17 protein-coding genes are annotated in these 20,938 nt (G+C 70.9%); 11 read left to right on the plus strand and 6 right to left on the minus strand.

The features are described 5' to 3' along the window. Nucleotides 1–53: 53 nt before the first annotated feature. Both C8250_RS04820 and C8250_RS04825 read right to left on the minus strand, forming a co-directional pair. Nucleotides 54–1,088, minus strand: coding sequence for a helix-turn-helix domain-containing protein (locus C8250_RS04820; protein ID WP_138351430.1), 1,035 nt, complete (start codon nt 1,086–1,088; stop codon nt 54–56). Nucleotides 1,089–1,342: 254 nt separating this feature from the next. Then, complete coding sequence (locus tag C8250_RS04825) at nt 1,343–1,735, minus strand: barstar family protein (RefSeq protein ID WP_138351429.1); 393 nt, start codon at nt 1,733–1,735, stop codon at nt 1,343–1,345. Nucleotides 1,736–2,019: 284 nt separating this feature from the next. Here C8250_RS04825 and C8250_RS04830 point away from each other — a divergent pair, with 284 nt between their 5' ends. The 4 genes from C8250_RS04830 (at nt 2,020) to C8250_RS04845 (ending at nt 6,029) form a co-directional block, all read left to right on the plus strand. After that, a complete protein-coding gene (locus C8250_RS04830) occupies nt 2,020–3,957 on the plus strand; it encodes a phospholipase C, phosphocholine-specific (protein WP_138351428.1) in 1,938 nt (645 codons plus the stop codon). Nucleotides 3,958–4,203: 246 nt separating this feature from the next. Next, nucleotides 4,204–4,950, plus strand: a complete 747-nt coding sequence (locus C8250_RS04835) for a class I SAM-dependent methyltransferase (protein WP_138351427.1) — start codon at nt 4,204–4,206, stop codon at nt 4,948–4,950. A gap of 81 nt (nt 4,951–5,031) precedes the next feature. Next, on the plus strand, nt 5,032–5,484 hold the full coding sequence (locus tag C8250_RS04840; protein ID WP_138351426.1) for an HIT family protein: 453 nt from the start codon (nt 5,032–5,034) through the stop codon (nt 5,482–5,484). Nucleotides 5,485–5,537: 53 nt separating this feature from the next. Continuing rightward, on the plus strand, nt 5,538–6,029 hold the full coding sequence (locus tag C8250_RS04845) for an SRPBCC family protein (RefSeq protein WP_138351425.1): 492 nt from the start codon (nt 5,538–5,540) through the stop codon (nt 6,027–6,029). A gap of 51 nt (nt 6,030–6,080) precedes the next feature. Here C8250_RS04845 and C8250_RS04850 read toward each other — a convergent pair whose 3' ends face one another. Together C8250_RS04850 and C8250_RS04855 are read right to left on the minus strand one after the other, a co-directional pair. Beyond that, nucleotides 6,081–6,731, minus strand: coding sequence for a LysE family transporter (locus C8250_RS04850; RefSeq protein WP_187144727.1), 651 nt, complete (start codon nt 6,729–6,731; stop codon nt 6,081–6,083). Between the two features lie 111 nt (nt 6,732–6,842). Continuing rightward, nucleotides 6,843–7,565 carry a phosphatase PAP2 family protein gene (locus C8250_RS04855; RefSeq protein WP_138351423.1) on the minus strand — a complete coding sequence of 241 codons (723 nt, stop codon included), beginning with the start codon at nt 7,563–7,565 and terminating at the stop codon, nt 6,843–6,845. Nucleotides 7,566–8,416: 851 nt separating this feature from the next. On the opposite strand from C8250_RS04855, the gene C8250_RS04860 reads away from it, so the two are divergent. From C8250_RS04860 to C8250_RS04870, 3 genes are all read left to right on the plus strand, one after another. Then, the gene (locus C8250_RS04860) at nt 8,417–9,577 is read left to right on the plus strand and encodes an MFS transporter (protein WP_244808971.1); all 1,161 of its coding nucleotides are present in this window, start codon (nt 8,417–8,419) and stop codon (nt 9,575–9,577) included. A 180-nt stretch (nt 9,578–9,757) separates the two neighbouring features. After that, nucleotides 9,758–10,663: a 5'/3'-nucleotidase SurE gene (gene surE, locus C8250_RS04865; RefSeq protein ID WP_187144728.1), complete on the plus strand. Its 906-nt coding sequence runs from the start codon at nt 9,758–9,760 to the stop codon at nt 10,661–10,663. Nucleotides 10,664–10,713: 50 nt separating this feature from the next. Beyond that, nucleotides 10,714–12,300 carry a carboxylesterase family protein gene (locus C8250_RS04870; protein WP_187144729.1) on the plus strand — a complete coding sequence of 529 codons (1,587 nt, stop codon included), beginning with the start codon at nt 10,714–10,716 and terminating at the stop codon, nt 12,298–12,300. Nucleotides 12,301–12,391: 91 nt separating this feature from the next. Here C8250_RS04870 and C8250_RS04875 read toward each other — a convergent pair whose 3' ends face one another. Both C8250_RS04875 and C8250_RS04880 read right to left on the minus strand, forming a co-directional pair. Further along, nucleotides 12,392–12,901 (minus strand): hypothetical protein, encoded by a 510-nt coding sequence (locus tag C8250_RS04875; RefSeq protein WP_138351420.1) that lies wholly within the window; start codon nt 12,899–12,901, stop codon nt 12,392–12,394. A gap of 34 nt (nt 12,902–12,935) precedes the next feature. Continuing rightward, a complete protein-coding gene (locus C8250_RS04880) occupies nt 12,936–13,295 on the minus strand; it encodes a hypothetical protein (RefSeq protein WP_138351419.1) in 360 nt (119 codons plus the stop codon). A gap of 725 nt (nt 13,296–14,020) precedes the next feature. Between C8250_RS04880 and C8250_RS04885 the strand changes: the two genes are divergently transcribed. The 4 genes from C8250_RS04885 (at nt 14,021) to C8250_RS04900 (ending at nt 20,927) form a co-directional block, all read left to right on the plus strand. Next, complete coding sequence (locus tag C8250_RS04885) at nt 14,021–15,328, plus strand: hypothetical protein (RefSeq protein ID WP_138351417.1); 1,308 nt, start codon at nt 14,021–14,023, stop codon at nt 15,326–15,328. Between the two features lie 164 nt (nt 15,329–15,492). Beyond that, nucleotides 15,493–16,032, plus strand: a complete 540-nt coding sequence (locus C8250_RS04890; RefSeq protein ID WP_138351416.1) for a hypothetical protein — start codon at nt 15,493–15,495, stop codon at nt 16,030–16,032. Nucleotides 16,033–16,217: 185 nt separating this feature from the next. Then, nucleotides 16,218–17,894, plus strand: a complete 1,677-nt coding sequence (locus tag C8250_RS04895) for a cellulose synthase catalytic subunit (RefSeq protein ID WP_187145249.1) — start codon at nt 16,218–16,220, stop codon at nt 17,892–17,894. A 15-nt stretch (nt 17,895–17,909) separates the two neighbouring features. After that, nucleotides 17,910–20,927, plus strand: a complete 3,018-nt coding sequence (locus tag C8250_RS04900) for an acyltransferase family protein (protein WP_138351415.1) — start codon at nt 17,910–17,912, stop codon at nt 20,925–20,927. Nucleotides 20,928–20,938: the final 11 nt, after the last annotated feature.

Here is a 20,938-nt window from a genome sequence, read left to right on the forward strand (position 1 = left end):
TGTCCGCTGCCTGTCGTGACACGGCGCACCCCTGCCGCCCACTTCGGTCCACGTCAGAACGCGTGCGGTTCCCGGAGTGAACCGCCGTGGCCCGCCAGGGAGATGGCGCGGCCGTCGAGAAGCTGGAGCCCCAGCGGCGTCACCGAGTGCAGTTGGTGCTTTCCTTCGCGTCTGCTGACGATCAGCCCCGCGTCACGCAGCACGGCGAGTTGCTGGCTGGCGGTGGGCACCGACACCCTGATCGCCGCCGAGAGATGCGTGGTGGACCGGCAGTTGCCGACGGCGACCGATGCCAGGAGCGCGGCCCGGGTCCGTCCCAGCAGGCCCGCCAGGTTCTCCGCGGACACGTCCTGCGCCGGGCCGGCGGACCGGTCCACCGGATAGACGAGAGTCGGCGGCAACCCCGGGTCCGCCAGAGTGACGGGTTCGCGCCGGCAGAAGAAGGACGGCACGAGCCGCAGGCCACGGCCCTGCAGATGGAGGTCCTTGTCGACGGGGTAGCGGACCCGCAGGACCGGCGACTCCCATTGCGCCATCGGACGCAGACTGTCGAGCAGTCCTTCCGTACCGCCCGTCATCAACGCCCTGGCCCGCAGCGCGATGTCCGCGCTCACCGTCGAGGAGAGCCGCTCCCAGACGGGGGCGATGAGCGTCTTCTCATAGGTGACCAGAGCCCATTTCAGAGCGGCCAGCGCGCCGGCACCGGCATGCGCGAGATCCGCCAGGAAGGGAGATGTCGCCGGTGTGGCCGCACCGAGCATCTGCAGTTCCGCGGTGATGCGGCGTTGCGGTGTCGAGAGCACCCGGTCGACCGAGGTGGCCAGATCGGGCGACGAGATCGCGGGAGTCAGGAAGTCGGGGAAGTACGGGCCCAGCGGGACCAGCGTCCGCAGCATGGAGGCGGCCCGGTGCGCCGCCCCGTGCCGCTGCATCTCACCGGCCGACGAGCGGCGCCAGGCGCCGAACGTTCCGGCACCGCCGCGGTCCTGCAGGCGGCAGATACTGCAGACGATCTCCCAGAGCGGATCAGGATGCTGGACCAGCGTTATCCGCTGGAGGTCCTCCGTCGTGAAATGAATGCGCAGCATAGGGTCCCCCCGGAATCCCGTACGGGGCCGCCGCCCCAGGGGCGCAGCAAGCCCGTTGCCGACGTTGCTCACGGCCCCACCGGCGTCCGCTGTCAGCGCCCGCCTTGGCGCCCGCCGGACCCGCACTCGGACTGCGGCGACGCGGATCAGGCCGAGGTGAACAGTACGTCCCGCAGGGCCGCGTCAGGCCGCACAGGCGGCGAAACGGCTCAATCCTTCCCCTGGCCGGCATCGATCGGCGGCGATCCGGCCGGTCAGAGCAACCGCAGCACTTCGGGTGTCCTGCCACCCTCCGTCATGATGTCCACCAGCCAGTCGAAGACCGTCCTGCCCTGTTCCGCCTCGGCGCGCTCCAGGTCCCGTTGGACCAGCTCCCGGTTGGTGGGGTGGCAGCGCCCCAGCCGGATGCGGAGCTGCCGCACGGTCTCCGGGTAGCCGAGGGCCTGCCGGGAGAGCTGGTGGTCGCGCCACTCGATGACGAAGTCGTCGTCATCGGGTGTTCCGAACCCACCGCGCAGGCAGTCGTTGAACGCGTCGAGGTTGCGGCCGAAGTACCCGCCGGGGCCGTTCACCGCCTCGCCGATCAGCTGCCAGAAGCGCTCCAGGTCCGTGACCTCGCCGCCGTCGATCACATAGCTCACCGTCATGGGCCGAGCATACGAAACCTCTCGTGCGGCCGGCTCCCGCGGGGGAACTCCGGTCGGATAATCAGCCGCAATGCCGGCGGGATTTTTCGACACCGAATCCAAAACCTTTTCCAGAATTCCTTTCATGGGACCCGCGTGGAATACTCCACGCCAGCCGTGGATCACTGATGGGTCGTCACCCCGACCGGCCCCTGCCGAATTGCGGGCGCGAGCGCCGCCACTCCTGTGCGGCCCTGCGACGCCGCCGCTGCCATCGCCACCGTCGCGCTCCGAAAGGCCGATCGATGACTCCGCTCAGCCGCCGTACCTTCCTGTCGGCCACCGCCGCCGGCGCGGCCACCATGGTCGGTCTCGCCCAGGACGCGGCCGCGGCCCCCACCGGCACCGTGGCCGACGTGAAGCACGTGGTCATCCTGATGCAGGAGAACCGCTCCTTCGACCACTACTTCGGAACCCTGAACGGCGTCCGCGGCTTCGATGACAAGCAGGCCCTGCAGTTCCCCGGCGGCGGCGACGTCTTCCGCCAGCCCGACCCGGCCCGCACCGACGGCGGCGTCATGCTCCCGTACCGGATGGACACGTCGAAGTACAACGCGCAGAACGCCGCCGGCCTCCCGCACGACTTCTCCACCGGGCACCAGGCCGTCAACAACGGCGCGATGAACGCCTGGATCGCCGCCAAGGGCGAGCGCACCATGGGCTACTTCACCCGCGCGGACATCCCGTACCAGTACGCGCTGGCCGACGCGTTCACCCTCTGCGACGCGTACTTCTGTTCGCTGGCCGGCCCCACGATCCCGAACCGGCTCTATCTGTGGAGCGGCACCTCAGGACCGGGCCGGGACGGCACCACCGGTCCCTGGACCGACAACACGGCGAGCGCCGACAATCCCGTCACCGACTGGACGACCTATGCGGAACGGCTGGAGGCCGCCAAGGTCAGCTGGCGCGTCTACCACAATCCGACCGAGGACGATCTGACCGGGGACTACGGCGACAACGCCCTCGCGTACTTCAAGCAGTTCCACACCTACGCCAAGAACGATCCGCGGTACATCAACGCGATGACGAAGTTCGATCTCACCGTCTTCGACCAGCACTGCAAGGACGGCTCGCTGCCCACCGTCTCCTGGCTGGTCGCGCCGTACGTGTACTGCGAACACCCCACCGCGAGTCCGGACTACGGCGCCTGGTGGGTCAACTCCGCCCTGCAGTCGCTGATGTCGAATCCGCAGCTGTGGAAGGAGACCGTGTTCCTGGTGATGTACGACGAGAACGACGGCTACTTCGACCACATGATCCCGCCTACCCCCGAGCCCGGCACCCCTGAGGAGTTCGCCCAGGGCCGGCCGGTCGGGCTGGGCAGCCGGGTGCCGCTGTGGGTGGTCTCCCCCTGGTCGCGTGGCGGGTACGTCAATTCCCAGGTCTCCGACCACACCTCCGTACTGCGCTTCCTGGAGAAGGTGACGGGTGTCCAGGAGCCGAACATCAGCGCCTGGCGCCGGACCGTGTGCGGCGACCTCACCAGTTGCTTCGACTTCACCACACCGGACTACAGCATCCCCGAACTGCCCGACACCGTCGCGCTGATGGCCAAGGCCGACGCCGGAACGCAACTCCCCGCCGTCGCCCTGCCCGCCCCCGGCACCCAGTACGTACCCGCGCAGGAGACCGCGGCGCGGCCGCATCGCCGACTGCCCTACGCCCCGGGCGCCGAAGTCGCGGTCGACCGCGCGACCGGTGTACTGACCTGCACCATGACCAACGCCGGTGCGGCCGGCTTCCACTACACCGTCTACCCGAACATCACGTACACCTTCGCCGGCACCCCGTTCACGGTCGCCCCGGGCGCCTCGAAGACCTACACGTGGGTCACGTCGGAGGCCGACGCACGCTACGACTTCACCGTGCACGGCCCCGACGGCTTCGTCCGCCGCTTCGCCGGAACGGTCGTCCCCGCCGGCCGGAACGACGCCGCGGTGCCGTCGGTGACGGCGTCCCTCGGCACATCCCTCAGCCTGAACCTCGTCAACGACGGACTGACCGGAGTCTCCTTCGCCATCACCCCGAACGACTACGCCGGCACCGCGCAGACCGTTACGGTGGCCCCCAACTCCCGCACCACCCTCACCTGGCCGCTGGACGGCGGCCGCTACGACGTCACTGTCACGGCCGGCACCGGCACCGGGCTCGTCCAGCGGTACGCCGGAACCGTGCACTGACGCGACGCAGCCGCCGGACCCGCGGCTCCGGGCTGATCGGAAAGTCACCTGAGGGTGCCGGGGAATGCCTCCGTCACGGGCTTCGGCGGAGGCGTGGGCGACCGGGTGCGCGGGGTCGGGGGTGAGGGGCGCCAGGCCCCCGGCGCGGGCCCGCAGAGCATCCCCTGGCGCCTCCGCAAAACCCCATCTGACCTGGCCTTTCACCGTCTTCTGGCATAGGATTGCCCTTCGCGAAAGGGGGTCCGGATGGACCGGAACATACGCACGGTCGACGACGTTCTGCAGCTCCTGGACGGCCTGTTCGCGCCCGGGGCCGATCGCTGGACGGCCGGCGCGGCCGACTGGTGGGACGGCTTCTACGCGGACCGCTCCAGGCCGGTGCCGTTCTTCGTCGCGAGGCCGGACGAGAGCCTGGCCTCCTACCTCGACCGGGGCCTGATCGCTCCGGGCCGCGCCCTCGATCTGGGCTGCGGCCCTGGCCGTAACGCCCTCCACCTCGCCTCGCTGGGCTTCGAGGTGGACGCCGTCGACCTCTCCCCCGCCGCCATCACGTGGGCCGAGGACCGCGCCCGCGAGGCAGGGGCCGACATCCGGTTCCACTGCGCCGACGCCTTCGCCCTCACGGATGCCGAACTGAACGGCCCGTACGACCTCATCCACGACTCGGGCTGTTTCCACCACCTGCCGCCCCACCGCCGCATCAGCTACCTCGCCCTCCTCGACCGTGCCCTCGCCCCCGGCGGACATCTCGCCCTGACGTGCTTCGCGGCCGGCGAGGCCGGCATGGGCTCCGAACTCCCCGACACGGACTTCTACCGCGAATCCGGCCTCCAGGGCGGACTCGCCTACACCCCGGAGTCCCTGCGCTGGATCTTCTCCGACCTGACGGAGATCGAACTGCGCCGCATGCACGACGAACCGCCGGAGTCCGCGTACTTCGGCGAGCCCTTCCTGTGGACGGCCCTGTTCCGCCGCGACACCGGGGCCCGGTAGTCCGGCCGGCAGCCCGGACCGGATTGCCCTGTCCGAACATCGCCCTCGGCCTGAGGGCGGGCGGGCCCTAGGCTCAGGCGCATGCCGATACCGAACTGCTACGCGTGCGCCAAGGAGTCCGGGTTCGACGACCTGCCGCCGCGCGAGCGCATCGTCGCCGACGAGCACTGGCGCGTGGTCCACGCACTCGACACCGCGCTGCCCGGCTGGCTGGTGCTCCTGCCCCGCCGCCACGTCACCGCGGTGCACGAGCTCACCGACGCGGAGGCCGCCGCCCTCGGAAGCTGGCAGGTCAGGCTCTCCCGGGCCCTGCACCGGGTGACGGGGTGCGCGAAGACCTACGTCGTACAGTTCGCCGAGGCCGAGGGCTTCGCGCACGTCCACTTCCACATCGTGCCGCGGATGCCGGACCTGCCCCGGGAACTGCGTGGCCCCCACGTGTTCGGCCTGCTCCAACGCCCTGAGCGGGAGTGTGTGCCGGCCGACCAGGCCGACGGGATCGCCCACGCCCTCCGTCGTGAACTCACCTCGTGACCAGCCATCATGACCAGCACCCCGGGTCACCCGTCAGCGGAGGAGACAACCCCATGCGCATACCGCGATTCCCTGAGGCCGCAGCGACCGGCACGGTGACCATCCGGGTGCCCCCGACCGAGGCGTACCGCATCATCAGCGATCCACCTGTCATGATCCGCTTCGCCGAGGAGGCGCACCGCGCCCGTTGGCTGAACGGCGCGGGGACCCCGGCCGTCGGCGCACGCTTCCAGGGCTACAACCGGAACGGTCTCCGGCGCTGGGCGACCACGTGCCGCATCACGGACGCCGACCCCGCACGGCGCTTCGCCTACGAGGTGACGGCGCCGCTCAGGATCCCCATCTCCCGCTGGCAGTACGACATCGAACCCAGCGCCGAGGGCTGTACCGTCACCGAGACCAACTGGCTGCGGGTCCCGCTGTGGTTCATCCCCTTCGCCATCGTGATCACCGGCGTGTTCGACCGTATCGGCGCCAACAACTCCAACATCACCACCACGCTGCAGCGCCTCAAGGCACACCTGGAGTCAGCCCCGGTCTCCTGAGGGATCCGGGCCTTCATCCGGGACGGTCGGCCTGGAGCGGTTCGCCGGGGTTCATGAGGTGGCGGTCGTCCGGAGCGTGGCCACCAGCCCCGGGCCGAACTCCGCGAGCAGCAGCCCGGACGCGGCCATCAGCAGGACGCCGGACCCGGCGAGTGTCCAGCGGAAGCCCCGCGTTCCGATCCGGTGCCGGGCGCGGGCGATGACGAGGGCCAGCGACGCCTTGCTACCCACCAGCAGGAGGTAGAACCCGAACAGGAACGACCCGGCCTCCAGGGACCCGTGCCGCCAGGCCGCGACGAGCAACGGCGCGCCCGTGGTGAGCCAGAACATCCACGGGTGCGGGCTGAGGAGGTTGGCCAGCGCCCCCTGCCACAGGGCCCGCTTCGCCTGGTCCCCGGCATCCGACCCGTCACGGCTGGGCAGTTGCGCGGTCCGGGCCTCGCGCAGCGTGGACAGCGCCAGGTACAGGAGGAAGAACCCTCCGACGACGCCGCCCATGGAGATCGCCGCGTCCGGCAACATGGCCAGTACCGTCACGGCCGACACGATCACCGGCAGGTCGGTGAGGAGCGGAACGGCGGCGACCCTCAACCCGATCCCCAGACCGCCCCGCAGCGTCCCGGTCAGCACCAGCGCCAGCAGCGGTCCCGGGCTGATGCCGGCGCTGAAACCCAGAGCGATCCCCAAAGCGAGCTCTCGCACAGCGCTATGTCTCCTCGAGATCGTGCGGCGTCGTCGTGCGGCCGCCCCGTGCCCGGTCGCCCCCGTCGCCAAGGTAGCGGGTCGGCCGTGGCGCGCCGGACGGTCCCGCCGTCACTCCCACAGCCGGTCGGCGGCCGCGCGCACCGCTTCCCCCCTGAGCAGCGGCGCGAAGGCCAGCCAGACCAGCAGGCCGGTGCCGGCGCCGGCCAGCAGCCCCGCGACGGTGTCGCTGAGCCACTGCGCGTGCAGCCAGGTACGGCTCCACATCATCGCGGCGACATAGGAGCCGCCGATCAGCCACCACCAGCGCCGCGCGCGGGGCCGGAACGCTACCACCGCGACCGCGATCACCAGCGTCGTCGCGGTGAAGACCTCCCCGGAGGGGAACGAGCCGCTGTTCACCAGAACCCACGGCCGGGGCGGACGCGGCCGGTCGACCACCTGCTTCAGCGGCAGAATCACCAGGATGTTCGCGAGTACGGCGGATGTGAAGACGAAGATCGCGGACCTCCAACGCCCGTACACACACAGACAGCCGATCAGGCCGAGGGGGAAGACGAGGCCCAACGGCCCGCCCAGCCGGTCGAGATCGCGGGCCAGGTCGGAGGCCGTACCCGTACGCTCCCCGGTCATCCACACCAGCCAGCGGTCGTCGAGACCTTCGAAGAACGGGGGCCGGTCACCGCGGAGCATCAGTCCGATGCCCGCGGCCAGCGACAGCAGGGTGATGCCCGCAACCAGAGCGCCCCGGGGCGGGATGGCGGGGAGATGGTGCCGAAGCGGCGCCACCGGTGGTGGTGGCGGTGGATCGGACAGGTGAGTCGCGTTCTGCATGATCGGCCTTTCACGGTCGGCTCACCGGGCGGACGGGCCCGGGGCACGTGGCGAGGGGACGGACGGCTGTACGCAGTGCTGTGCTCAGGGGTCCGCGCAGGATGTGCGCAGGGGGTATCGCCGCCGCGCGGCCGGCTCGTGGCGGCCCCCGGTGCGGAGCGAAGGGATGCGGAGCGGGCGGGTTCGGGGCGGTGCGGGCCGAGGGTGTCCCCGCGCGTTCGCGTCTGGGGAGCACCCGGCTCCCGGGCGGTCTCGCGCCGCCGGTAGGCATTGCGCATTTTTGACCGTCGCAACGAAGACGATACACATCGAAGCGCTTCCCGCCGACCCCGAGGCGGTACGAGATCCGCCCCCATCCGACCGGGGAGCGTGGAATCCCAGGCCCGCCCGGGCCGAGAGTGCGGATTCTCGGGCCCACCCCAGCACAGCGGCTCACGTCTGCACAGTGCCGCGACCGGATTAGTTACACGTGAATATCTTCCGGCCCAACCGATCATCACGATCCGTATCGCGGTTCGGAAACAGATCTGGTGCGGGAAGCGGAAGGGTGCTACACAGTGCTTACCGCGTTGGATAACACGTGTAACCAATCATGGCGATGACGTGTCCGCACCGCCCGGGTCACCCCGCCACCACCGCTCGAACCCGGGCCCCTTTCCCTCCCCCGCTCCCGATCCACGCCACCGCTCCGTCCCTCAAGGAGTCGACATGTACGCCCTCAGCATCCGCCGCGCCCCGGCCGCGGCCCTCGGACTCCGGAGGACGCATTGACCGCGACCGAAGTGCTCCAGCCGCCCACCCGCCCGGCACCGGAGACGCCACGACACCGTGGACTCCTGACACTGCTGCTGGTGGCCAACGCATCCATGCTGGCTGTGTACATGGGTGTCGGCGCGGTTCTGCTGCCGACCCAGATCGAGTCGATCGATCCCGCCCACAAGGTCGCCATCCTGGGCGTGGTGGGCGGCATCAGCGCGGTCTTCGCCACCGCGTTCAACCCGATCGCCGGCGCGTTGTCGGACCGGACCGGCCGACGCAACCCCTGGATCCTGGGCGGCGCCTTCGCCTCGCTCGCGGGCCTCGCGTTCATCGGCAGTGTGCACACCGCGCTGCTGGTGGGCATCGGATGGTGCTTGGTGCAGGCGACGATGAACGTCTACCAGGCCGCGGTCACCGCCGTGGTGCCCGACCGCATTCCCGCCGCCCGCCGCGGAACGGCGTCCGCACTCGTCGGGCTGGCGCTGCCGATCGGCGGCACGGTCGGCGTGCTGATCGGCTCACAGACCGCACACCATCTGCGCACCGGCTACCTGGTGTTCGGGGTGCTCGTCGCCGGCGCCGCGGTCCTGCTGACGACGCTCTGCCGCGATGTGCCCCGGCGCGAGCCCGCACCGGCCGTACCGCGCCGCGAACAGCTGGCCGCGTTCCTGTCGGCGCTGTCCCATCACGACTTCCGCTGGGCCTTCATCGGCCGGGCCCTGATGGTGCTCGGATACTTCTCGGTCGCCGGATACCAGCTGTACATCCTGGACGATCACATCGCGCTGCCCGCCGGTCTGGAACCGGCCACGGCGATGGCGATCCTCACCCCGGTCTCGATGGTCGCGATGGCCGTCTCGACCGTGGTCGGCGGTCTGCTCTCCGACCGCTGGAACCGGCGCAAGGTGTTCGTCGCCGTCTCGGCCACCCTCGCGGGACTGGTCATGGCCGTCCCCGTGATCAGCCCCACCTGGACCGGGATGATCGTCTTCAGCGCGCTCAACGGTCTGGCCTTCGGCTGCTTCATGGCGGTGGACACCGCTCTCGTCACGCTCGTCCTGCCCAGGGCGGAGGACGCCGCCCGGGACATGGGCGTGCTCAACATCGCCAACGCCGGGCCGCAGATCATCGCCCCGTTCGTCGCGTCCGCGATCGTCACCACCCTCGGCGGCTATACCCCGCTGTTCCTGGTCGGCGGCGCCCTGTCGCTGCTGGGCGCGCTGGCGATCCTCCCGATCCGCAGCGTCCGCTGACCGGCTGACCCGGCTGCCACCGCTCACTCCGGCATCCACGGCATCACCCCTGTTCCCGGTATCCGCGTCGTCCGCCGGATCCGGAGACCTGATCCGACAAGAACTCCGGCGGGTCGCGGACCGTCCACCGGTCCGCCACCCGCCGGTCCCACCGCTGCCCCGACTCAAAGGAGCAACACCGTGAGACGTCAGCACGTGCTGTCCTCGGCCGCCCTGCTGTTGTGCTTGTCCGCCGCCTCTGTGACACTGCCCGCGGCCGCGGCCCAACCCGCCGCGCCCTCCGGCCCGCTGCGCATCCTGCTCACCAACGACGACGGCTACAACGCGCCCGGTATCCGGGCCGAGTACGACCGGCTGACCGCCGCCGGCCATCAGGTCACCATCGTCGCCCCGCTGCAGAACCAGAGCGGCGCCGGAACGAAGATGATGAGCGCGACCAGCGTCGTGGTGCAGCACCCCGAGGCCCAGGTGTGGGCCGTGGACGGCACCCCGGGCGACGCGGTGGCCTTCGGGCTCTCCCAGGTGTTCGCCGACCGGGCCCCCGACCTGGTGATCTCGGGCACCAACTTCGGGACCAACGTGGCGGGCTTCGCCACCCACTCCGGCACCGTCGGAGGCGCCATCGCCGCCCTGGAACGGGGCATCCCCGCCATCGCGGTGAGCACCGGCAGTTTCTCCGTGCCCGCCCCCGGGCCCACCCTCAACGCCATGCGCGTCACCGCCGACTTCACCGTCAAGCTCATCGACCGGCTCCAGGCCCGCGCGAAGTCCGGGCACCTGCTGCCCGACGGTGTCGGTCTGAACGTCAACCACCCCATCGTCGGCACGGACGGCACCGGCACCGCGCGCGGTGTCTCCCTCACCTTCCAGGACGCCCAGACGGTGCTCACCCCGCACTACGCCGACGCGGGCGACGGCACGTGGAAGGTCACGGTCTCCTTCGACCCGCTCACTCCCGCGAAGGGCTCCGACGTGGCGGCGGTCAACGCCGACAAGGTCTCCATCGCCCCCATGAACGCCGACTGGAACAGCGGCCCGGCCGACTTCGCGGCGGCCACCGCCCTGCTCGCCGGGCTGCGCCCGTGACCGACCACGCCGCAAGATCCGGGCCCCGCTCCCGACGGCCCCTCCGTCTCGTGGTTCTGTTCGCGCTGGCCGCCCTGTTCCTCCAAGCGCTGCCCGCCTCCGCCGCGCCGTCCGCCAAGGGGTCCGCGAGCCCGCCGGTGGTGGCGGTCTCCGACGGCATCCTGCGGGGGCAGGTCCATGACGGGGCGCAGGAGTTCCTCGGCATTCCCTATGCGGCGCCGCCCGTCGGCAACCTGCGGTTCCAGGCGCCGGAGCGGCCGGCCCGGTGGAACGGGGTACGGGACGCGACGACGCAGGCACCCGCGTGTCTGCAGTTCTCACCGTTCGGGCTGCGGGACCCGCAGGCCGTCAGCGAGAACTGCCTCTACCTCGACGTGTACCGCCCTCGGGACGCCCGTCCGGGTGCGAACCTGCCGGTGCTCTTCTGGATGCACGGGGGCGGCTACAGCCAGGGCACCGGGACCCAGTTCGGTGGCCGCACCATGGCCGACCTCACCCATACCGTGGTGGTCAGCATCAACTACCGGCTCGGCCAGCTCGGTTACCTGGCACTGCCGGAGCTCGCGCGGCAGAACGCGCTGCGCTCCGGGTCCTGGGGCCTCATGGACCAGCTCGCGGCCCTGCAGTGGACCAAGCAGAACATCGCGGCGTTCGGCGGTGCACCGGGCAACATCACGATCTCCGGGCAGTCCGCGGGCAGCGGTTCGGTCTGCTCGCTGCTCGCCGCACCGCGGGCGGCCGGGCTGTACTCCCGCGCCGTCCTGCAGAGCGGTCCGTGCACGCTGCTGGCCGCACCGGACCGTGCCCAGGCGGAGACCGCGGCCCGGACCTACGCCACCGCGGCCGGCTGCCCCGACCCGAAGGTGAGCGCCGGCTGTCTGCGGGCCGCCCCGGCGGACCGGCTGACGGCGGCCGCCGTCACGCTGCCGACGAGCGGGCCCGCGTTCGGTGATCTCCTGCTGCCCGCGCAGCCCTCCGAGGCGATCGCCGCCGGGGCCTGGAACAAGGTGCCGGTCCTGATCGGCAGCAACCGCTCCGAGAGCAGGCTCTTCGTCGCGCTGACCCAGCCGTATCTGACCGCGCAGCAGTACACGGACCAGATCACGGCGACGTACGGGCCGGCGGCGTCACAGGTGCTGGCACGCTATCCGCTGGCCGGATACGCCAGCCCGTACCTCGCGATGTCCGCGCTGCTCACCGACTCCACCTTCGCCTGCCACACCTACTGGACGGCCGACACCTTCGCCGGACAGGTGCCCACGTACGTCTACGAGTTCGACGACCCGGACTCACCGACGCTGTACGGGGCGCAGGTCCCGGGAGTCGACATGGCCAACGCGCACAGCGCGGAACTCGCCTACCTCTACGACTTCACCATGGGCGACCGCCCGCTGACCGGTGCCCAGGTCGGCCTCGCCGACCGCATGAAGCGCTACTGGGCCGCGTTCGCCCGCTCCGGCAACCCCGGCGTGGCCGGACAGACCCCGTGGCCGGCGGCCGGCCCCCGGCACACGGTCCTCACCCTCAACCCCGTGGCCGACCGTACGTCCACCGCTTTCGCGGCGGATCACCAGTGCGGGTTCTGGGCCGGGGCGACCGCGCAGGGCACGAGCCCGGCCCGGAGGTCGCTCCGCTGACCGGCTGAAGCGCCGACCGGACGCACCGCCGACCCGAACCCCGTGCGGGTCGGGTCGGCGGTGCGATGGTCGGCCACCCCGGCGGATCGCGTCAGGTGACGACGGCGACCACGCGTACCGGAAGGTCCGTGTCGTCCTGGATCGCACCCAGCAGGAAGACGCGCCGGCCGGCGCGCCACGCCCGGTGGGCGATGTAGTCCAGACCGCCGGTCGCGTCCTCGTCCGCGTCCCCGCTCTCGTCGACAGCGGTGAATCCGGTGGCGGCGAGCGGTGCCTCCGCCTCGTTCACCAGACCGGCCAGTGCCGCCTCGTACGCGGCGTCCAGATCGTCCGCGTCGGCGTCCGGGTCCCAGTCGTCGGCATCTCCGTCCTCGTCGCCGTCGACGTCCCGCAGCCACAGGCTGAACTCGACCCGTGCGTCAGGACCGTCCCCCTGGATCCCGGCCACCAACTCGCCGCGCTCCCAGTGCCGGGCGAAGGACTCCCCCGCGAACTGCCGATTCACGGCCCACCCGGCTGCCCCGAGCGCGTCGGCGGCGGTCTCGCCGGAGAGTTCGCCGGCGTCGCGAAGCCGGTCGAGGACTGCGAGAACCTCGTTCATCTGTTCATTCCCATCGCAGGAACATGGAAGATCTTCAGTCTCTGCCATCAGCGAAGTGCTCCGGGAACTTCCCGCTGAGAAGCTCCGGGAAGGGGGCGGCGCCCTGCGGGCTGGAGATGGCGTACCGCAGTCCGTTGCCGCCGAGCGCGTCGTTGAGGTCGAGCAGTTTCTCCGCCTGACTGGTGATCTTGCTCTCGTCGTCGTGCGTGTGCGCGGGGTTGTACTGCGAGGACGCCCACTGGTTCTCGTTGCCGGTCCACTTGCTCTCGACCATGAACCCGTTGGCGTCCGGTCCCCCGTCCACATGGATCTTGCGGTCGCCGAGCTTCCGGACCTGCTCGTAGTCGGTGTGCGTGACGAACCGCTGGTACTGGAACGACACCCGCTTGAGCATCTTGTCCCATGATGGCGCTCGATGGTCAGCGGAAGGAGCCCCGGCAGCCGGACATCGGTCGCGGACATCAGCATCTCGCCGGTCACGAGATCGATAGGGTCGCCGCCCTTGCACTTGCCGGCCATGGTTGGCCTTCTCCAGGGCGTTGTCGACGCTGCCGCGCAGGCCTTTGAGCCCGTCCAGCCCCCGTTCGCCCAGACCGCCCGCGCACCGAGCGCAGTGCCGAGGACACGTCGTCCGCGAAGTCACCGAGCTTGCGGGCCAGTTCCTTCACTTCGTACGGGTCCCCGGGCACCGGATCGCGGTCCAGGTCCAGCACATGCCAATCCGTCGGACGATTCGCCACCGTCCAACCCCCATTTGCGGACGGCTTCAGTCGGGCTGTTTCACCGTCGACCGAAAAGGGGGGTCGAACCGATTCGCCTTCCAGGGAGGGACGTTGGCAGCGGAGATCCGGGACCGGTCGAGCCGCCGGACGAGGGAGGGTCTAATCGGTTTGCCAGTGCCCCGGCGACCCACCATGATCGTGCACATGTACGACAGTAGGGACGACCTCATGAACGACCATCACCGGAAGGGCGGCCACCGCCCGTCCCGATGAGCGCCGCGGCACGGCCCCGTGAGGCGGCCGGCCCGCGCGCCCTGAGTCGTCACGCACCTTTTCCCGCCGTCAGGCAGCACCCCGGCGGGTCGAGGAAGCTCGCCGACCACTCAGGAGGAGAACGATGACCACCGAACTGGCCAAGGCCTGGGAGCTCTTCGACTCCGGCGACCCGCAGGGCGCGATGCGGACCCTCCGGTTCGCGGCGGACGCACTGCCGTCGGCCGAGATCGCACCACTCGTCGAGAAGCTGGCCCAGGGAGTCGGGTTCGCCGACCTCGCCGCGGCCTCGGCCGCTCTGACCGCCGACCCGGCCGGGGCCGGAGCGCTCTACGAGTTCGGCTATGCCTGCATCGGACGCGGTGTCTCCCACCTCGCCGTGCCGGCCCTCCGGGAGGCCCTGCGCCTCGCACTGGCTCCTCGCCGCGGCCTCCTCGGCCGGGCGCGCCGCACCCCCGCGCCACGGCAGGTCCTGCTGGAGCTGGCCGTCGCCCTGGAGGACGAGCAGCGGCACGCCGAGGCGGTCGGCCTCCTCCAGGAGCACGACGGGCTGACGGAGGACTGGCCGGACCGCTATCTGCTGGTGCACAACGCACTGATGGATGGTCAGGTCGACCTCGGCCGCCAGGTGTTCGGCGCGCTCGGGGACCCTGACGAGACCTGGCGGCCGGCCGCCGAACGTATCCGCCACCTCCTCGCCCGCGCCACCGTCGCCACCCCCGTCGACCGCCAGGACCTGCGCGGATGGCACTACACCCTCACCGGCGGCCTGCTCACCACCGTGTCGCCCGCCGGCTTCCACCAGGGGATGACCGGCCGCTGGGCCTATCTGCAGGACGACTTCGGAGCGTGCCGCCACGGGTTGGAGCGACTGCGCGCCGTGCTGGCGGCCATGGACCGGAAGCCCGCGTCCGTCGCACTGCTGCCGGACCGCGGCAGCCGTGCCCTCGGCCTGGCGGCGGCCCGGATCCTCGGCCTGCCCACCGCACCGTACCGGCCGGGTACCGCGGACACCCTGGTCGTGGCGTACGACCTGAACGAGTGCGACCAGGAGCTGGTCGCGCAGTTGCACGACCGCGCGCCGGGTGAGGTCCTGTACGAGCACGCGACCTGCTGGACGGATCCTCCCGCGGTCCCGGCCGATGTCTCCACCCTGCTGGTGCAGACCGTGATCGCCCCCTGGGCGTCCCGGATGCGGTTCACCGAGGACGGGGAGCGCGACGACATCCCGGCCGACGAGCGCTCGGCCGAGGAGCTGGCCGACGCGATCTGCGCCGCGGACCCGGAGCCCGACGCGGGCGACGACGATGCCCCGGCCGACCCCGACGAGCTGCTCGTGGCGTTCGCCGTACGGGTGAACGCCACCTGGCTCACGGGAGCCCGGGACCGTGTCCGCTCCTCCGGACCGGTTCCCAGCTCGCGTTTCGCCTGATCACGACCGGTCCTGGTGCCGGGGATCGGTCCCCGGATCCAGGACCGGTGGGTTGGTCCGGTCCGGGACCGGGTAGCTGAGTCGGGCGTCCGCTTCCCGGAGGGAGGAGGCCCACCGGCCCCGTACACCGGCCGCTCACCGCACCCAGCCGGCAAGGAGCCAGCGTGACCGCGAAGCCCCTCCTCCTCATCGATGTGGACGGCCCCCTCAACCCGTTCGCCGCGCGGCCCCACCAGCGACCGGACGGCTACACCACGCACCGGATGCGACCCGCCGGCTGGGACCTGCCCTGGCAGAAGCCGCTACGGGTGTGGCTCAATGCCGCCCACGGCCCGCTGCTGATGGCGCTGCCGTTCGACCTGGTGTGGGCGACGACGTGGGGCGCGCAGGCCAACCGCTGGATCGGTCCGCGCCTCGGCCTGCCGGAACTCCCCGCCATCGACTGGCCGGAGCTGCACGCCCGACGCGACGACGGCACCTACTTCAAGACCCACGACATCGTCAGGTACGCCGCCGGCCGGCCCTTCGCCTGGATCGACGACGAGATCCGGCCCCCGGACCGCGAGTACGTCACCGCCCACCACTCCGCGCCGTCCCTGCTCCTCCGCATCGAACCGAGCCTCGGACTGCTCGCGGCGGACTTCGACGCACTCGCCGACTGGGCGCGTGAACTATCCGGAGGAGCGCCGGGTAGCCCGGAGTGAACGTGCTGAACGCCCTCTGACCTCGACGTCGGAGGAACGGAGGATGACAGGACTGTCGCGGAATCTTGTCTTCACCATGAATATGTCGGCACCTGTCTCGGTCCGTGGATTGACGCGCCAGTGGTCTATACCTTTGCGGGTAGGGTGATCACTGGATCGTCCATCACGCGCCCGTGGGGGGACACTTGACCGTCGACCATCTGCCTCAACCACCGTCGGATCACGAGCTCTACTGGTACTTCGGACCACAGCGCCGGTGGGTACTGATCTGCACCTCACTCGCCTTCGTGTTCACTGCGGCGACCATGTTCACCTTCGCGCTGCGAACCCCGGCCCTGTGGGCCTTCCTTGCCGTGCTCGTGCTCAACCTGGTGGCGCTGGCGCTCTCGTCGGTCAATAGCCTGCGCCAGCGGCGGTTGACCAGGCACTCGCACGAAGTGCTGACCAAGGCCTGGCAGCCGGCCGAACTGCCGGACGTCGACCTCTATCTGCCGACCTGCGGTGAGCCGCTCGCCGTCCTGGAGAACGCCTACCAGGCTGTCGCGGCCGTCGACTGGGCCGGGGCGCTGACCGTCTGGGTGCTGGACGACGCGGACCGTTCCGAAGTGGCCGCTCTGGCGGCCGCACACGGCTACCGGTACGTCGTCCGGCCGGACCGGGGGCACCTCAAGAAGGCCGGCAACCTCAATCACGCGCTGACGGTGAGCACCGGGCAGTACATCGCCATCCTGGACGCGGACTTCGCTCCCAGGCCGGACTTCCTGCACCATCTGGTGCCGTACTTCGCCGACCCCGGCATCGGCATCGTCCAGAGCCCGCAGTGCTTCGACACCGACGAGTCGATGGACTGGATCCAGCGCGCCGCGGGCTCCGCCCAGGAGTGGTTCTTCCGGTGGATCCAGCCCTCGCGGGACGCCAGTGACGCGGCCATCTGCTGCGGCAGCAACGCCGTCTACCGGCGCACCGCGATCGACGCGGCCGGCGGCTTCGCCAAGCTCGACCACAGCGAGGACCTGTACACCGGACTCGCCCTCTACGAGCAGGGGTTCCGTACCCTCTACGTCCCGGTGCTGGTCGCCAAGGGCACCTCGCCGGACAACCTCTCGTCCTTCGTCAACCAGCAGTACCGCTGGGCGATGGGCAACCTGCACCTGATCAAGAACTCCGACCTCAAGCGCATGGGCGCGCCCTGGCGGATGCGTCTGTGCTTCTACGAGGGCATCGTCGGCTATCTGACCGCCGCGGTGAACACGTTCGCCGCGCCGCTGCCGCCGCTGGTGATGATGTTCTGGTACCCGGACCAGATCCGCCCCTGGCACGTCCTGCCGCTGCTCGCGCCGCTGTGGCTCTGGCATGTGCTGCTGCCCCGGATCAGCCACACCCGGTGGCGGGTCGAGGTCATCCGCGCCAACGTCCTGACGAGCGTCGCCGCCGCGGCCGCGTTCCTGCACACGCTGCGCGGCCACAGCGCCGCCTGGGTCCCGACCGGCGTCGGCCGGGTGAAGCCCAGCGGCATGGCCCGCAAAGTGGTGCTGGTCTCGCTCGCCTGGCTCTGCGGTTCCATCGGCGCGGCCGCGGCCGGACTCGCCCTGTCCGTCGCACGCAACGGCTGGTGGCCCAACTGGGGTCTCGGCCTGTACCTCCTGGTCCAGTGCCAGATCGGCCTCCCGCTGGTCCGTGATCTGATCGCCGAACTGCGGCCGGCGAAGACCGAATCCAAGGCCGTACGAGCCGCTCGGCCGGTCCGCCTCGGCATGCTGCCCCGGCGCTGGCCCGAAGCACTGGCCGCCACCTCACTTCTCCTGCTCACCGCGCTGCTCGCCTCCGGATGGGTCACTCCCATGCTTCCCTGGCTGAGCTGAAAGGCCATCACACCCATGCCTTCCACCACGCTTCCGGACCGACATCCGGAAACCGCCGACCGCGCCGGCCGTCCGACACCCGGGGCGGGCTCCGCTGGAAACCGATTCCGGAAAGCCGGAACGACCGGGTCCAGGCCACCCGCTCCCGGCTTCCGCCCCGACATCGAGGGCCTGCGCGCCGCGGCGGTCCTCGCGGTGCTCGCCTTCCACGCCGAACTGCCCGGGCTGACCGGCGGGTTCGTCGGTGTGGACATCTTCTTCGTCATCTCCGGCTATCTGATCACCGGGCTGCTGATCCGTGAGGCGGCCACGACCGGCCGCATCCGCCTCGGGGAGTTCTTCTCCCGCCGGGCCCGCAGACTGCTGCCCTCGGCGGCGGTGGTCCTCGGCGCGACCGCGCTGGCCGCCGCCTGGCTCACCGTCCCGCTGCGCCGTACCGACCTGGAGTACGACGTACTGGCCGCCGCACTGTCGACCGCCAACTGGCGCTTCGTCTCCCAGCAGACCGACTATCTGGCCGCGGGACGCGATCCGAGCCCGCTGCTCCACTTCTGGTCGCTCGCCGTGGAGGAGCAGTTCTATCTGTTCTGGGGTCCACTGCTCGCCCTGATCGTCTTCGCGGTGCTCAGGACGTCCCGCCGGGGTCGGGCCGTGCGGTCGGCCGTGTTCGCGGTCACCGCACTGCTGACGCTCGGCTCGTTCCTCCTGGCACTGCACTGGACGCACACCTCCGTCTCCCTGGCATACCTCGGAACGCCGTCCCGCGCTTGGCAGTTCGGGGTCGGGGCGCTGCTGGCACTGACCCCGTGGCACCGGTTGCGCGGACTGTCAGCGATACGTCCGGTGTGCGGGTGGGCCGGAGCCGCGGCCATCGTGTGGTGCGTGGTGCGCTACGACGGCGGGACGCCGTACCCCGGATACGCCGCGCTCGTGCCGACGCTCGCCACCGCCGCGGTCATCCTGGCGGGGACCGGCGACGCGGACGCGACGGACGGCGCGACCGCGTACGGCGTGGGCCGGATCCTGCGCGGCCGGATACCGCGGGCGATCGGCCGCCTCTCCTACACCCTCTACCTGTGGCACTGGCCGGTGCTCGTCCTCGCTGAGGCCCGGCTGGGAACGCTCGGCTGGCCCGCCAGGGCTGCGCTGACCATGGCGTCCGCACTGCCCGCCTTCGCGACCATGCGCTGGATCGAACAGCCGCTGCGCCGCAGCAGGACCGTCTCCGAATTCCCGCGGCGCGGACTCGCGCTGGGGGTCGCCGCGGTCGTCCTGCCGGTGGTCCTGGCGCTGGTGGTCGGAACCGGAACGCTGAATCTGCTCGCGTCGGCTCCGGAGTTCGACCTGAAGGGACTGCCGCCGGGCGCGGCCGACGGCAGGTCGCTGCTGCTGCGGACCGGTACCCCGCTCAAGGACGGCCCGCCGGTACCGGGCGCCGTCCAGGCCCGTAAGGACTTCCCGCCGGACGGCGGGTGCGAGGTGGCACCCACCGCGACCACCAGCCCGCCCTGCCTGTTCGGCGCGACCGCGAGCCCGGACCGGATCGTCCTGCTCGGCGACTCGCACGCCGGCCAGTGGTTCTCCCCGTTGCTGGGCATCGCGGCCCAACGCGGGTGGGTGTTGCAGGAACTGGTGAAGCAGGGCTGCCCGCTGCCACAACTGACGCTGAGGAACCCACAGTTGGGCCGGACGTACACCGAGTGCGACACCTGGCGCGCGGACAGCCTGTCCCGGCTGCGCCAGGGTCCGAAGCCCAGACTCGTCGTCGTCGCGTCCCTCAACCGCTACACCGACGACCAGCAGCTCCTCACGGCGGGCTGGGAGAAGACCCTGTCGCCGCTGCGCGCCCTCGGGGTGCCCATCGTCTACATCCAGGACACCCCGATCCCCGGGACGGACATCCCCGCCTGCGTCTCCGGACACACCAAGGACCCGGACGCCTGCGCATTCGACCGTGCCACCGCGCAGTGGCCCGATCCGCTCGCGGCATCGATCGCGGCCGGCCGGCTGCCGGGCGTGCGGGCCGTCGAGATGAACTCCGTGCTGTGCCCCGGAGCGGGTGCCAAATGCCCGGCGGTACTGGAACGGATCCTGCTGTACCGGGACGACGCGCATCTGACCAACGTCGCCGCGACCGTACTGGCGCCCCGGCTGGAGCGGCTGCTGACGGACGCGGGAGCCCTCCCCGACCGCGACGCGGTGCCGTCCGGCCGGTGGACCCAGCTCCTCAGGGACGACTTCGACGGACCGTCCGGCAGCCGCCCGTCGGCCGCGAAGTGGCAGTACGACCTCGGCACCTGCTATCCCGGCTGCCCGGCCGCGCAATGGGGAACCGGGGAGATCGAGACCATGACCGATTCGACGGACAACGTCCGGCTGGACGGGAAGGGCTCGCTGGAGATCGTGCCCCGGCTGCGGAACGGCCGCTGGTCCTCGGGCCGCATCGAGTCCAAGCGCTCCGACTACGCCCCACCGCCCGGCGGCGTCCTGCGGATCGAGGCATCGATCGCGCTGCCCGACGTCACCGGACCGGCAGCGGCCGGCTATTGGCCGGCGTTCTGGACCCTGGGCTCCGGACTGCGCAACGGCTACACCGGCTGGCCCGCGATCGGTGAGCTCGACGTCATGGAGAACGTCAACGGCCGTGACTCCGTCTTCGGGACGATGCACTGCGGCACGCTCGAAGGCGGCCCCTGCAAGGAGCCCCAGGGACTGGGATCGGGGGACCGGTCCTGCCCCGACTGCCGGACGGGGTTCCACTCCTACGCGGTCGAGGTCGACCTCACCGCCGGTGCGGAACAGGTGCGCTGGTACCTGGACGGACGCGAGTACCACAAGGTCACGGCGGCCCAGATGGATCCCAGGACCTGGGACGACGCCGTGCACCACGGGTTGTTCCTGATCCTGAACGTGGCCGTCGGCGGCAATCTCCCCGCCGCGTTGGGCGCCCCCGCAGGGCCCACCACCGAACCGGGCCATCCGATGCGCGTGCAGTACGTCGCCGTCTCGGCCCGGGGAGCCGCCCGCTCCTGACCGTTGTGTTG

This window comes from Streptomyces sp. So13.3 (genome assembly GCF_005860785.2).
GTDB classification, from domain to species: domain Bacteria; phylum Actinomycetota; class Actinomycetes; order Streptomycetales; family Streptomycetaceae; genus Actinacidiphila; species Actinacidiphila fildesensis.

Coding starts and splice junctions, on each gene's coding strand:
- C8250_RS04820 (WP_138351430.1), bottom strand. CDS start 1,088: ATGCTGCGCATTCATTTCACGACGGAGGACCTCCAGCGGATAACGCTG.
- C8250_RS04825 (WP_138351429.1), bottom strand. CDS start 1,735: ATGACGGTGAGCTATGTGATCGACGGCGGCGAGGTCACGGACCTGGAG.
- C8250_RS04830 (WP_138351428.1), top strand. CDS start 2,020: ATGACTCCGCTCAGCCGCCGTACCTTCCTGTCGGCCACCGCCGCCGGC.
- C8250_RS04835 (WP_138351427.1), top strand. CDS start 4,204: ATGGACCGGAACATACGCACGGTCGACGACGTTCTGCAGCTCCTGGAC.
- C8250_RS04840 (WP_138351426.1), top strand. CDS start 5,032: ATGCCGATACCGAACTGCTACGCGTGCGCCAAGGAGTCCGGGTTCGAC.
- C8250_RS04845 (WP_138351425.1), top strand. CDS start 5,538: ATGCGCATACCGCGATTCCCTGAGGCCGCAGCGACCGGCACGGTGACC.
- C8250_RS04855 (WP_138351423.1), bottom strand. CDS start 7,565: ATGCAGAACGCGACTCACCTGTCCGATCCACCGCCACCACCACCGGTG.
- C8250_RS04875 (WP_138351420.1), bottom strand. CDS start 12,901: ATGAACGAGGTTCTCGCAGTCCTCGACCGGCTTCGCGACGCCGGCGAA.
- C8250_RS04880 (WP_138351419.1), bottom strand. CDS start 13,295: ATGCTCAAGCGGGTGTCGTTCCAGTACCAGCGGTTCGTCACGCACACC.
- C8250_RS04885 (WP_138351417.1), top strand. CDS start 14,021: ATGACCACCGAACTGGCCAAGGCCTGGGAGCTCTTCGACTCCGGCGAC.
- C8250_RS04900 (WP_138351415.1), top strand. CDS start 17,910: ATGCCTTCCACCACGCTTCCGGACCGACATCCGGAAACCGCCGACCGC.